At 70.6% G+C, this 12,725-nt stretch carries 10 protein-coding genes; 5 read left to right on the forward strand and 5 right to left on the reverse strand.

Annotated features, from left to right (window positions below; all coding sequences use genetic code 11):
* Window positions 1–3: 3 nt before the first annotated feature.
* The 3 genes from EDF23_RS02865 to EDF23_RS02875 all read right to left on the reverse strand — a co-directional run bounded on the left by EDF23_RS02865 (window position 4) and on the right by EDF23_RS02875 (window position 3,853).
* Window positions 4–1,254 (reverse strand): RNA polymerase sigma factor, encoded by a 1,251-nt coding sequence (locus EDF23_RS02865; protein WP_123292681.1) that lies wholly within the window; start codon window positions 1,252–1,254, stop codon window positions 4–6.
* 193 nt (window positions 1,255–1,447) lie between these two features.
* Window positions 1,448–2,767 (reverse strand): MFS transporter, encoded by a 1,320-nt coding sequence (locus EDF23_RS02870; RefSeq protein ID WP_131920325.1) that lies wholly within the window; start codon window positions 2,765–2,767, stop codon window positions 1,448–1,450.
* Window positions 2,768–2,923: 156 nt separating this feature from the next.
* Window positions 2,924–3,853, reverse strand: coding sequence for a PAC2 family protein (locus tag EDF23_RS02875; protein WP_131920327.1), 930 nt, complete (start codon window positions 3,851–3,853; stop codon window positions 2,924–2,926).
* Between the two features lie 75 nt (window positions 3,854–3,928).
* Between EDF23_RS02875 and EDF23_RS02880 the strand changes: the two genes are divergently transcribed.
* From EDF23_RS02880 to sucB, 3 genes are all read left to right on the forward strand, one after another.
* Window positions 3,929–5,407: a leucyl aminopeptidase gene (locus EDF23_RS02880; RefSeq protein ID WP_123340515.1), complete on the forward strand. Its 1,479-nt coding sequence runs from the start codon at window positions 3,929–3,931 to the stop codon at window positions 5,405–5,407.
* 154 nt (window positions 5,408–5,561) lie between these two features.
* Entirely contained in the window at window positions 5,562–6,935 is a 1,374-nt protein-coding gene (gene lpdA, locus EDF23_RS02885; protein ID WP_123292677.1) for a dihydrolipoyl dehydrogenase, read from the forward strand.
* Window positions 6,936–7,008: 73 nt separating this feature from the next.
* Complete coding sequence (gene sucB, locus EDF23_RS02890; protein ID WP_131878746.1) at window positions 7,009–8,508, forward strand: 2-oxoglutarate dehydrogenase, E2 component, dihydrolipoamide succinyltransferase; 1,500 nt, start codon at window positions 7,009–7,011, stop codon at window positions 8,506–8,508.
* A gap of 109 nt (window positions 8,509–8,617) precedes the next feature.
* Here the strand turns inward: sucB and EDF23_RS02895 are convergent, their stop codons facing one another.
* Complete coding sequence (locus EDF23_RS02895; protein ID WP_131920329.1) at window positions 8,618–9,448, reverse strand: hypothetical protein; 831 nt, start codon at window positions 9,446–9,448, stop codon at window positions 8,618–8,620.
* A gap of 128 nt (window positions 9,449–9,576) precedes the next feature.
* Here EDF23_RS02895 and EDF23_RS02900 point away from each other — a divergent pair, with 128 nt between their 5' ends.
* The gene (locus tag EDF23_RS02900; protein ID WP_111087017.1) at window positions 9,577–10,290 is read left to right on the forward strand and encodes a DUF4191 domain-containing protein; all 714 of its coding nucleotides are present in this window, start codon (window positions 9,577–9,579) and stop codon (window positions 10,288–10,290) included.
* A gap of 184 nt (window positions 10,291–10,474) precedes the next feature.
* Here EDF23_RS02900 and EDF23_RS02905 read toward each other — a convergent pair whose 3' ends face one another.
* A complete protein-coding gene (locus EDF23_RS02905) occupies window positions 10,475–10,930 on the reverse strand; it encodes an RDD family protein (RefSeq protein ID WP_123292673.1) in 456 nt (151 codons plus the stop codon).
* Between the two features lie 142 nt (window positions 10,931–11,072).
* On the opposite strand from EDF23_RS02905, the gene glnA reads away from it, so the two are divergent.
* A complete protein-coding gene (glnA, locus tag EDF23_RS02910) occupies window positions 11,073–12,497 on the forward strand; it encodes a type I glutamate--ammonia ligase (RefSeq protein ID WP_111087015.1) in 1,425 nt (474 codons plus the stop codon).
* The last annotated feature ends 228 nt before the right edge of the window (window positions 12,498–12,725 follow it).

Genomic DNA, 12,725 nt, shown 5'->3' on the forward strand with positions numbered 1-12,725 from the left:
GGCCTACTCGAGGTAGTCGCGCAGCGACTGCGACCGCGACGGGTGGCGGAGCTTCGCCATCGTCTTGGACTCGATCTGACGGATGCGCTCACGCGTCACGCCGAACGTGTCACCGATCTGGTCGAGGGTCTTCGGCTGGCCGTCACCGAGGCCGAAGCGCATGCGGATGACGCCCGCTTCACGCTCGGACAGGGAGTCGAGCAGGCTCTCGAGCTGCTTCTGCAGCATGGTGAAGCCCACCGCGTCGGCCGGCACGACCGCCTCGGTGTCCTCGATGAGGTCACCGAACTCGGAGTCGCCGTCCTCGCCCAGGGGCGTGTGCAGGGAGATCGGCTCGCGACCGTACTTCTGCACCTCGACGACCTTCTCCGGGGTCATGTCGAGCTCGCGGGCGAGCTCTTCCGGAGTGGGTTCGCGACCGAGGTCCTGCAGCATCTGGCGCTGGACACGAGCGAGCTTGTTGATGACCTCGACCATGTGCACCGGGATGCGGATGGTCCGGGCCTGGTCGGCCATGGCGCGGGTGATCGCCTGGCGGATCCACCACGTCGCGTAGGTCGAGAACTTGAAGCCCTTCGTGTAGTCGAACTTCTCGACCGCACGGATCAGGCCCAGGTTGCCCTCCTGGATGAGGTCCAGGAACTGCATGCCACGGCCGGTGTAGCGCTTGGCGAGCGACACCACGAGGCGGAGGTTCGCGCCGAGCAGGTGCGACTTGGCGCGCTGTCCGTCGCGGGCGACCCAGCGCAGCTCACGCTCGGCCGGCTTGGTCAGCCCGGTCGAGTGCTGCAGCTTGTCCTCGGCGAACAGGCCGGCCTCGATGCGCATCGCGAGCTCGACCTCCTGCTCGGCGTTGAGCAGGGCGACCTTGCCGATCTGCTTGAGGTAGTCCTTCACCGGGTCGGCGGTCGCACCCGTGATGGTCGTGGAGTAGACCGGGGCTTCGTCGTCGTCGGTCTGCGAGATGACGAGCGCGCCAGCGGCGACCGCAGCGGCGGCGTCGGGCTTGATCGCCTTGTCGTCGGTGTCCTCGACGTCCTCGGTCGGCTCGTCGGTGGCTTCGTTCGCCTCGTCGACGGGGTCGACCTTCTTCGCCTTCGGGGCGGCCTTCTTGGCCGGGGCCTTCTTGGCGGGGGCCTTGGTGGCGCGCTTCTTCGGCGCGGCGGTTCCCTCGGCGTCCGTGGCGTCCTCTGCCACAGCACCTTCGGGCTGAGTGTCCTTCGTGGGATCGATCGTCGTGCTCCGGGCAGCCATGCGATCACCTCTCTCGTCGTGCCACGTTCGTGGGGTCGTGGCCTCCCTCGCCGCCCAGGGCCCGAGCCGCAGTCCCCCGCGTCGTCGAGTCCTACCGTTCCGGGCAGCACTAAGACCCATGTCAAGTCCCCCGGGTTGATCGGCGCTCCGAAGTGCTCCGACAGGATGGGGGTCCTGAGTGGGTCCGTGATCATTATTGCACGTGCCGCTTCCGCAGGCGCGCAACGAGTGCAACCCAGAGCGGTCCGACGCGTATTCCCTCCTCCGCGTGGAGCACCCGGCGCGTGCGGTGCCGGGCGTGCAGGAGCATCGCGACACCGAACCCGACCACCAGGTACTGCACCGTGAGGGCCACGCGGAAGTTGTCCCAGGCGAACACGGTCTCACCGGTGACGCGGGACATCACGTCGAGCAGCAGCCCGATCAGGTACATCATCACGAAGGCCGCCAGGAACCCGCCGACGTTGACGACGCCGTTCGCGGACCCGAGGGAACCCACGGGGTTGAACGTCCGGGCGAAGTCGAACCCGATCAGCGAACCGGGGCCGCCGATGCCCATCGCCACGACGAGGAGCACGAGCAGCCAGGTCGGCGGGTGGCCGGGCCAGAGCAGGATCGCGGTCCACACCACGGCGAGCAGCACGACCACGCCGAGCACGAGGTTCGAGCGGCGCATCGGGAACCGCGCGCACAGCAGCCCGAGCACCGGCCCGGCCACGAAGCCCACGGCGACGATGATCGTCAGGAAGCCGGCGGCCTCGGCGGGGCTGTACCCGAGCCCGCGGAGCATCGGGACGCCCCACAGCAGCGAGAACACCGTGCCGGACGACTGCGTCACGTAGTGGGACCAGAACCCGAGCTGCGTGCCCGGCCGACGCAACGCGTGCCCGAACGTCCGGAACGCGGCGCCCCACGAGTGCGGCAGCGGGATCGTTCCGGTCCGCACGACCACGGGGCCGTTGCGGACGAAGACGAACGCCAGGACGAGCCCGACGGCACTCGCGGCGGCGGCGACCCCGAACGCGGGCGTCCACCCCGCGGCGTGCAGGAGCACGGCGAACGGGAACGCCGACAGGATCTGGCCGATCTGCCCGAGGTTGCCCGTCCACTGCGAGATCTGCGGCAGGATCCGGCCGCTGAACCACATCGGCACCAGGCGGATCACCGAGATGAACGTCATCGCGTCGCCGGCGCCCACGAGCACCCGGCCCGCGATCGCCGGGCCGATCGTCGGCGAGAAGGCCACGACGGCCTGGCCGACCACGAGCAGCGCGGCGCCGAGCAGGACGAGCTTGCGCGGCCCCACCCGGTCGAGCGCGACGCCCACCGGGATCTGGAGTCCGGCGTACACGGCGATCTGCACGACCGCGAGCGTGGACAACACCGCCGCCGAGACGGCGAACCGGTCCTGCGCGGCCACCCCGGACACCCCGAGCGAGGACCGCTGCACGACCGCCAGGACGTAGGCGAGCACCGCGATGCCCCAGATCAGGTACGCGCGACGGGAGTTCACCCCGACAGGCTACCGATCCGGCGGAGTCGGATACGCGACGTGTGTCGCCGACGCAGGTGACGTCCTGGTCGCGACCGGACGACCGACGGGAGGGACGGTGCGGGCCCGCCCCGGGCCTCCAGGCCGCCGTTCCGGACCGTTCAGGGCCCGACCCGGCTACTCGCCGCCGTCACCCTGGGTGCGACGATCCGCCAGGAAGCGCTCGAGCTCGGCCGCGATCGCGTCCGCGGTCGGCACCTCGCCGTCGACGTCCGTGAGCGGCGACGCGACCGGGTTGCCCTCCATGTACGTGTCGTGCCGTTCCTCGAGCACACCGACGAGTCGCTGCAGCTCGGCGTTGCCGGCGACCTGCTCCTCGACCCGGGTGAGGAACTCCCGACCCGCTTCGCGCAGGGCGTCCGTCGGGAAGATGAGGCCGGTGGCCGCAGCGATGCCGGACAGGGCTGCGACGGCCGCGTCCGGGAACTCGGTGTCCGACAGGTAATGCGGGACGAGCAGGACGAGCCCGGTGACCTGCGCGCCGGTGGATGCGAGCCGGTGCTCGACGAGGTGCAGGACGTTCGCCGGCGCCTGGGTCTCGGGCTTCCAGACGCTCATCTGCTCGACGAGGTCGGCGCGGGTGCCGGAGACGGTCAGGCTGATCGGGCGGGTGTGCGGGACCGGCATCGGGATCGACTGCACCCAGGTGGTGTCCGCGACCTGGAGCTGGGCGGCGAGGCCGGTGACGGCGTCCACGAACCGGTTCCACTGGAAGTCCGGCTCGTAGCCGGACAGGAACAGGAACGGCTGGCCGATCTCGTCACGCACGAGGTGCAGCGCCAGCCGGGGCGGCTCCACGGCGGCGATGTGGTCGTGCTCGAAGGTGATGACGGGCCGGCGTGCACGCCAGTCGAGCAGCACGTCGGGGTCGAACTCGGCGACGAGCTGGGTGTCGAGGTCGTCGAGCACCGACGTCGTCACCTGGGCAACGGCCGAACCGGCGTCCGCGAAGCCGGTGAGCCCGGCGACCAGGTGCAGCCCGGCCGGGACGGTCGGGGCGGCCTCGTCGAACGTGTAGAGCTCCTCGGGGTGGTTCACCGTCCCCATGCTAGGCGGGGCCACCGATGCCCCCGCGCGGGACGGCCACGCCGACAGCGAACAGTGCGTGGATAGGGTTGGAGCATGGTCCGACCGACGCTCTCCACCGACTCCTCCGCCCCCTCCTCGATCTCCGCCGACGTCCTCGTGGTCGGCGTCCGACCCGGTGCCGACGGCGCCCCCGCGACGATCGCCCAGCCGGCCACGACACCGTTCTCCGCGCTCGACGACCTCGACCTCGCGGCGATCGGCGCGACGGGCGCCAAGGACCAACTCGTGCGCATCCCGGCCGTCGGCGTCGACGCCGCGAGCATCGCGCTCATCGGGCTCGGCACCGGGACCGACGCCGCCGCGTACCGCTCGGCCGCCGGCAGCGCCGTCCGCCAGCTGCCGCACGCCGCGTCGATCGCCCTCGCGCTGCCGACCGACACCGACGCACTCGTCGAGGCAGCGCTCGAGGGCGCCGCGCTCGGCGCCTACGCCTTCACGCGGCACAAGGGCGCCGGCACGACCGGGCCGACGCGTGGCGACCAGCGCGTGACGGTCCTCGCGCCGTCCGCCGCGACGGACGCCGCGGTCCGTCCGGCGATCGTGGCCGACGCCGCGTCGCTGGTCCGCGACCTCGTGAACACCGCCGCCGGCGACCTGGGACCACAGGACGTCGCCGACGTGGCGACCGGGCTCGCCTCGGACCTCCCGCTCACCGTCGAGGTCCTCGACGAGCAGGCACTCGAGGAGCAGGGCTTCGGCGGCATCCTCGGCGTCGGCCGTGGTTCGGCGCGTCCCCCGCGCCTGGTCGTCGTCCGATACGCACCGGAGTCCGCCACGAAGCACCTCGCCCTCGTCGGCAAGGGCATCACGTTCGACTCGGGCGGGCTCTCGCTCAAGCCGGCGGCGTCGATGCTCGGCATGAAGACCGACATGACCGGCGCCGCCACGGTGCTCGCCGCGACCGTCGCCGCCGCACGCCTGGGCCTCGACGTGCGCGTCACCGCCTGGCTCGCACTCGCCGAGAACATGCCGTCGGGCACGGCGACCCGCCCGGGTGACGTCCTCACCCTCAAGAACGGCAAGACCGTCGAGGTCACGAACACCGACGCCGAGGGCCGCCTGGTGCTCGGCGACGGCATGGCCGCCGCCTCGCTCGAGACGCCCGACGCCATCGTCGACGTGGCCACCCTGACCGGTGCGCAGGTCGTCGCGCTCGGCGACCGCACCACCGGCCTGATGGGCAGCGACGACCTCGTCGCGAAGCTCCGTGCCGTGGCCGAGGGCGTGTCGGAGCCGATCTGGCCGATGCCCCTGCCCGAGGAACTCGACGCCCGGCTCGCCAGCGACGTCGCCGACATGGTCAACGCCACGGTCGGCAACCCCGCCGGCGGCATGCTGCTCGCGGGCAAGTTCCTGGAGCGCTTCGTCGGCGAGGGCATCCCGTGGGCGCACCTCGACATCGCCGGTCCGTCCGAGCACAAGGGCGGCGGCTACGGGTGGCTCGGCAAGGGCGCGACGGGTGTGATGGTCCGCACGCTCATCGCGCTCGCAGAAGACCTCCAGTCCGAGTAGTAGGTTTGGTACCGGTGGGACGGGGCATCGACGCGCCTCCCACCGGTACTGCACGGGACGGGACCGGAACCACGCGGTCCGACCGTCGGACGCCGCCCCCGCGGTGTCCACGTAGGGCCCGATCGGCCCGACACGCACGAGGGAGTTGCACCAGGTGACGGAACAGACTTACGACGTCGTGGTCCTCGGTGGCGGGAGCGGTGGCTACGCCGCTGCGCTCCGGGCCGCCGAACTCGGCATGAGCGTCGCGCTCATCGAGGGCGACAAGCTCGGAGGGACGTGCCTGCACCGTGGCTGCATCCCCACCAAGGCGCTGCTGCACGCGGCCGAGGTCGCCGACGCGACGCGCGACGCCGAGAAGTACGGCGTGATCGCGGAGTTCGCCGGTGTCGAGGTCCCGAAGGTCATCGAGTACCAGCAGGGCGTCATCACCTCGAAGTACAAGGGCCTGCAGGGCCTCATCAAGGCCCGCGGCATCACCGTCGTCGAGGGCTGGGGTCGACTGACCTCGCAGAACACCGTGCAGGTCGGCGACCAGAACATCGTCGGCAAGAACGTCGTGCTCGCGACCGGCTCCTACTCGAAGTCCCTGCCCGGGCTCGAGATCGGCGGCCGCGTCATCACCTCCGAGACCGCACTGCGCATGGACTACGTGCCGAACAAGGTCGTCATCCTGGGCGGCGGCGTCATCGGCGTCGAGTTCGCCAGCGTCTGGAAGTCCTTCGGCGCCGAGGTCACGATCGTCGAGGCGCTCCCCCACCTCGTCCCCGCTGAGGACGAGTCGATGTCGAAGCAGCTCGAGCGCGCCTTCCGCAAGCGCGGCATCGAGTTCTCGCTCGGTGTCCGGTTCCAGGGCGTCGAGCAGCACGAGAACGGCGTCGTCGTGACGCTCGAGGACGGCAAGACCTTCGACGGCGACGTCCTGCTCGTCGCGGTCGGTCGTGGCCCGGTCACGCAGAACGTCGGCTTCGACGAGGTCGGCGTCGCCATGGACCGCGGCTTCGTCACCACGAACGAGCGCCTCGCCACCAACCTGCCGAACGTCTACGCGGTCGGCGACATCGTCCCCGGCCTGCAGCTCGCACACCGCGGCTTCCAGCAGGGCATCTTCGTCGCCGAGGAGATCGCCGGCCTGAACCCGGTGATCATCGAGGACAAGAACATCCCGAAGATCACGTACTCCGACCCCGAGGTCGCCTCCGTCGGCCTGTCGCAGGCCAAGGCCGAGGCCGAGTACGGCGCCGACAAGGTGGACTCGTACGAGTACAACCTGGCCGGCAACGGCAAGAGCCACATCATCGGCACGTCCGGTTCGGTCAAGGTCGTCCGCGTCGTCGACGGCCCCGTCGTCGGCGTGAGCATGATCGGCGCCCGCGTCGGCGAGCTCATCGGTGAAGCCCAGCTCGCCGTGAACTGGGAGGCGTACCCGGAGGACATCGCTCCGCTCGTGCACGCGCACCCGACGCAGAACGAGGCCCTGGGCGAGGCGTTCATGCACCTCGCGGGCAAGCCGCTGCACGCGCTGTGACCCGCACGAGTCCGCGCCCTGTGACAATGACATCCACAACAACTGCAACCCCCCGCGAAGAGGAGTCCACCCGATGAGCGAATCCGTCAGCCTCCCGGCGCTCGGCGAGAGCGTCACCGAGGGCACGGTGACCCGATGGCTGAAGAACGTCGGTGACCGGGTCGAGGTCGACGAGCCGCTGCTCGAGGTCTCGACCGACAAGGTCGACACCGAGATCCCGTCGCCCGTCGCCGGCGTCATCGAGGAGATCCTCGTGCAGGAGGACGAGACCGTCGAGGTCGGCACCGCGCTGGTGAAGATCGGCGACGGCTCCTCCGACTCCGGTTCCTCCGACTCCGGTTCGTCCGACGAGTCCTCGAACGAAGCCGCTGCCGAGGCAGAGGCCCCCGAGGCCGAGCCGAGCACCGAGCAGGAGTCCGAGACCCCCGCCCCGGAGCCCACCGAGCCCGAGCCGGCCCCCGCCGGACAGACGCAGCCCGCGGCCCCGCAGGCCCCGTCCGCACCGCCCGCAGCCGCTCCGGTCCCGCAGGCTGCTCCGGTCCCGCCGCCCGCCGCCGCACCCCCGGCCGCCGTCCCGGCGCCGGCAGCTGCTGCGCCCGCACCGGCCGCGCCGAGCGCGACCACCGCCGCCGCGGTGCCGAACCCGACGCAGGACGGCGCAGCCTCCGGCTACGTCACGCCGCTCGTCCGCAAGCTGGCGAACGAGCAGGGCGTCGACCTGTCCACCGTCACCGGTTCCGGTGTCGGCGGGCGCATCCGCAAGGAGGACGTGCTCGCGGCCGTCGCGAAGGCCCCGGCCGCCGGTGGTGCAGCTGCACCCGCCGCCGCGTCCGGTCCGTTCGTCGCCGAGGTCTCGCCGCTGCGCGGCACCCGCGAGAAGATGACCCGCCTGCGCAAGGTCGTGGCCGAGCGCGCCGTGCAGTCGATGACCTCGACCGCGCAGCTCACGAGCGTCGTCGAGGTGGACGTCACGAAGGTGGCGCAGTTCCGCGACGCCCACAAGGCGGAGTTCCTCGAGAAGACCGGTTCGAAGCTCTCGTTCATGCCGTTCTTCGCCCTGGCGGCGTCCGAGGCGCTCAAGGCCCACCCGAAGATCAACTCGACCGTGGAGGGCGACGAGATCGTCTACCCGGAGTCCGAGAACGTCTCCATCGCGGTGGACACCGAGCGCGGCCTGCTGACCCCGGTCATCAAGGACGCAGCCTCGCTCGACCTGGCGCAGTTCTCGAAGTCCATCGCGGACCTGGCGGAGCGTACCCGGAACAACCAGCTCAAGCCCGACGAGCTCGCCGGCGGGACGTTCACGCTGACGAACACCGGTTCGCGTGGCGCGCTGTTCGACACCCCCGTGGTGTTCCTGCCGCAGTCGGCGATCCTCGGGACCGGCATCGTCACGAAGCGTCCCGCGGTCGTGAAGGTCGACGGCCAGGAAGCGATCGCGATCCGTTCGTTCGTGTACCTCGCGCTGTCGTACGACCACCGGATCATCGACGGTGCGGACGCCTCGCGCTACCTGGTCGCGGTCAAGAACCGCCTGGAAGCGGGCAACTTCGCCCCCAACCTCGGGTACTGACCCCAGCACCCCAGCACCACGGCCGACGGCCCCGGTTCCCCCTCGTGGGGAGCCGGGGCCGTTCCCGTTCCCGCTCCGGTTCGTCGGCGTCCGGGGGTGTCCGGGCGCGTCAGCCACCACCACCCGCACCGGTCCCGGTGTCCGTTCCGGCACCGAGCACGGACACCGCGGCGACGACCGTACCGATCGCGACGACGACACCGACCACGGCGCGGCGGAGCGGCAACCGCCGACCAGCACCGAGCGGGATGCCGCGCTCGACGACCTCGCGCAGCCGAGCCACCGGGCCCGTCGTGTCGACCGGCGGGTCTGCCTCGACGAACACCAGGTCGGCCGGCGGTGGGGCCCACCGGAACGGCCGCGGCGGCGCCGCACCCCAGACCGCCTCGAGCGCCGCACACACGGTGCTGCGGTCGCCGTCGAGCGCCGCGAGGAGCGCAGCGTCCACCTCGTCGCGACTCCGATCGCGCGGGTCGACGCGGTCCCAGACGACCCGGGCGGCGAGCACGAGGACCCGTGCAGCATCGTCACCGGGCAGCTCCGTGCCGTCGCGGACGGCTCCAGCCGGGCGGTCGCACAGCACCACGGCGCCCGCGTCGTCCACCAGGACGTCGTCGATCCCCGCGACGCCGAGCCGCACCGCGCCGTCCACGGCCGCGACGAGGAGCTCGAGGAGCGGGACGCAGAGGGTCACCGCGACCCCGGTCGTCGGGGTGCCGAGACGGTCCAGCGCCACCGGGAGCGGCGTCCCGCGTGGGCGGTCGAGCAGGGTCACGAGCCCGCCGGCCCCGGTCCGGCCCACCGCCTCGACGGGCACCAGGTGCCGGTGTCCGGTGGCGCACCGGTCCGCGATCCAGGCCGCCACGGCAGCGTCGTCGGCCGGCGCGACCCAACGGTCGCTGCGGGCGTCGTCGACGCTCTGGTCGGTGCTCGGGTCCATGGTGACGAGCGTGGCGGAGGCGAGCCGGGCCTCCTGTCCGTCCTGCCCGGTCTGTGGACAACGCGTGTTCGCGCACAGCCGGACCGACTGCGGTCTCCCCCGGACCGCGGAGGCCGTATCCTGTCAGCATGGCACGCAGCACTTCCACAGACACGAAGGCGAAGGAGCCGGGGCGTCTCAAGCAGATGTTCCAGGTCTTCCAGATGACCCGACGGGCCGACCCGTCGTCCGTCTGGTGGTTCGCCCTCGCATTCGTCGGCCCCGTCGTCCTCGGCATCGTGCTGGCGCTGGTGCTCCCGGGCCAGAACTGGCTCGCGATGATCCTGTGGATCGTCGCCGGTGTCCTGATGGGCGTGCTGCTCTTCCTCATCGTCCTCGGCCGGCTGGCCGAGCGGGCGGCGTACTCGCAGATCGAGGGCCAGCCCGGCGCCGTCGGTGCGGTGCTCTCCAACTCGCTCCGTCGGCAGTGGCGCTCCAGCGAGATGCCCGTCGCCGTGCACGGTCGCTCGCAGTCCGCCGTCTACCGCGCGGTGGGTCGCCCCGGCGTCGTCCTCATCACCGAGGGCCAGCGCGGCAACCTGAAGCGTCAGGTCGACGAAGAGCGTCGCAAGGTGCAGCGCATCGTCCCGAACGTCGCGGTCCACGTGGTCAGCGTCGGTGACGGCGACGACACCCTCACGCTGCACAAGCTCCCCCGTGCCATGAACAAGTTCAAGAAGTCGCTCAACCGCAACGAGGTCCTGGCCGTCGCGAACCGCCTCGACTCACTGACGCAGAGCCCCGCCGCTGCGATCCCGAAGGGCATGGACCCGATGCGCGCCCGTGCCGGACGTCCGCGCTGACCCGTCCCCGAACCACCACGCAGAACGCCCCCGACCGTGCCAGGTCGGGGGCGTTCTGCGTGCGTGCGTTGCGGTCGCTGGTGGCGGCAGGTGGTGCGAGGTTGTTCACTCGGTGCGAGGACGGAACGACGCACGGAGTGATCAACCTCGCACCGTGCGTGCGACCGGTGGCGCGGGGCGCCGGTCAGCGGCGGACGAGCACCGTGCCGGCGATGCGGTCGTGGGCACCGCGGCTGTCCCGGTCGATGATGAGCGCCGGCACCACCAGGCAGAGCAGGACGGTCCGGACGACCGGACGCCACACCCCCACGTAGCCCCCGCGCATCGGCACGACGCGCAGCCCGACGCAGATGTGCCCGAACGAGCCGGACAACAGGCAGATGAAGAGCACCTGGAGCGCGGCGAAGATCGCCAACTGCACCCACGAGTGCGCGATGTCGCCGGAACCGTTCACCGGCGACCAGACCCCGGTCACGTAGGCGATGAGGTCGGCGAGGGCACCGTCGATGAGCAGGGCGACGATCCGCCGTCCGATCCGCCCGACGCTGCGGGGTCCTTCCTCCGGCAGACCGAGGTCCTTGCCCGGCCAGCCGTCGGGGTGCTCGGAGGGCGCGGACGGACTGGAGGAGCTGCGGGCCATGCCCCCAAGCGTAGGCGACCTGCCGCCCGTAACACGCCCGAAACAATTCAGTCACGTCCGGGAAACCCCGTGTCAATAGCCTCGTCGGAGGTGCCTTGATCGGTACCTCCGACATCACCCAACCCATTGGAGATCGGCCCCCATGTTCAGCGATTCCTCCGAGGTCCTGGCCTTCATCAAGGACACCGACGTCAAGTTCCTCGACATCCGATTCACGGACCTGCCGGGTGTGCAGCAGCACTTCAACATCCCCGCCTCGACCGTCGACGAGGACTTCTTCTCGGTCGGCCAGCTCTTCGACGGCTCCTCGATCCGCGGGTTCGCGTCGATCCACGAGTCCGACATGCAGCTGATCCCCGATGTGACCACCGCCTACGTGGACCAGTTCCGCGCCGAGCGCACGCTCATCATGATCTTCGACATCTACAACCCGCGGAACGGCGAGATCTACGGCCGCGACCCGCGCCAGGTGGCGAAGAAGGCCGAGAAGTACCTCGCGTCGACGGGCATCGCGGACACCGCGTTCTTCGCCCCCGAGGCCGAGTTCTACATCTTCGACGACGTCCGCTACTCCGTCACCCAGAACGAGTCGTTCTACGCGGTCGACTCCGAAGAGGGCGCCTGGAACACCGGTCGTGACGAAGAGGGCGGCAACCTCGCCAACAAGACCCCGTACAAGGGCGGCTACTTCCCCGTGTCGCCGGTCGACAAGACCGCCGACCTGCGCGACGACATCACCCTCAAGCTGATCGACGCGGGCTTCGAGCTCGAGCGCTCGCACCACGAGGTGGGTACCGGCGGCCAGCAGGAGATCAACTACAAGTTCGACACGATGGTCCACGCCGCGGACGACATCCTGAAGTTCAAGTACATCGTCAAGAACACGGCGGACCAGTGGGGCAAGGTCGCCACGTTCATGCCGAAGCCGCTCTTCGGCGACAACGGCTCGGGCATGCACACCCACCAGTCGCTCTGGTCGGACGGCAAGCCGCTCTTCTACGACGAGAACGGCTACGGCGGCCTGTCCGACCTGGCCCGTTGGTACATCGGCGGTCTGCTGAAGCACGCTCCGGCGCTGCTCGCCTTCACCAACCCGTCGATCAACTCGTACCACCGCCTGGTCAAGGGCTTCGAGGCTCCGGTCAACCTGGTCTACTCGGCCGGTAACCGTTCGGCTGCGATCCGCATCCCGATCACGGGCACCAACCCGAAGGCCAAGCGCATCGAGTTCCGCGCGCCGGACGCCTCGGGCAACCCGTACCTCGCCTTCGCCGCGCAGCTGATGGCGGGCCTCGACGGCATCCAGAACCGCATCGAGCCGCACGAGCCCGTCGACAAGGACCTCTACGAGCTCCCGCCCGAGGAAGCAAAGGGCATCCCGCAGGTCCCCGGCTCCCTCGACGAGGCGCTCGACTTCCTCGAGGCGGACCACGAGTTCCTCACGAAGGGCAACGTCTTCACCGAGGACCTCATCCAGACCTGGATCGACTACAAGCGTGAGAACGAGATCCTCCCGCTGGCCCAGCGCCCGCACCCGTTCGAGTACGAGCTGTACTTCGGCGTCTGATCCTCGCTGACACACGAAGGCCCCGCACCGTCAGGTGCGGGGCCTTCGTGTGTGTGTCGCGACAGCGACAGTGTGCCGCAAACCATCCGCAGGAATGTGTCGCTTTGGCGGGGGGGTACGGACGCGACCGCCTGGAGGCCCGGTGCCGGTCCGGCGGGCCGGCACTGGGCCTCCAGGCTGGTCGCGACGCACGTTCCTTCCCATCGCGCCCGGACTGGGAAGCCGAAT

Source organism: Curtobacterium sp. PhB128, from assembly GCF_004340725.1.
GTDB lineage: Bacteria > Actinomycetota > Actinomycetes > Actinomycetales > Microbacteriaceae > Curtobacterium.

Coding starts and splice junctions, on each gene's coding strand:
- EDF23_RS02865 (WP_123292681.1), bottom strand. CDS start 1,254: ATGGCTGCCCGGAGCACGACGATCGATCCCACGAAGGACACTCAGCCC.
- EDF23_RS02875 (WP_131920327.1), bottom strand. CDS start 3,853: ATGGGGACGGTGAACCACCCCGAGGAGCTCTACACGTTCGACGAGGCC.
- EDF23_RS02880 (WP_123340515.1), top strand. CDS start 3,929: ATGGTCCGACCGACGCTCTCCACCGACTCCTCCGCCCCCTCCTCGATC.
- sucB (WP_131878746.1), top strand. CDS start 7,009: ATGAGCGAATCCGTCAGCCTCCCGGCGCTCGGCGAGAGCGTCACCGAG.
- EDF23_RS02895 (WP_131920329.1), bottom strand. CDS start 9,448: ATGGACCCGAGCACCGACCAGAGCGTCGACGACGCCCGCAGCGACCGT.
- EDF23_RS02900 (WP_111087017.1), top strand. CDS start 9,577: ATGGCACGCAGCACTTCCACAGACACGAAGGCGAAGGAGCCGGGGCGT.
- EDF23_RS02905 (WP_123292673.1), bottom strand. CDS start 10,930: ATGGCCCGCAGCTCCTCCAGTCCGTCCGCGCCCTCCGAGCACCCCGAC.
- glnA (WP_111087015.1), top strand. CDS start 11,073: ATGTTCAGCGATTCCTCCGAGGTCCTGGCCTTCATCAAGGACACCGAC.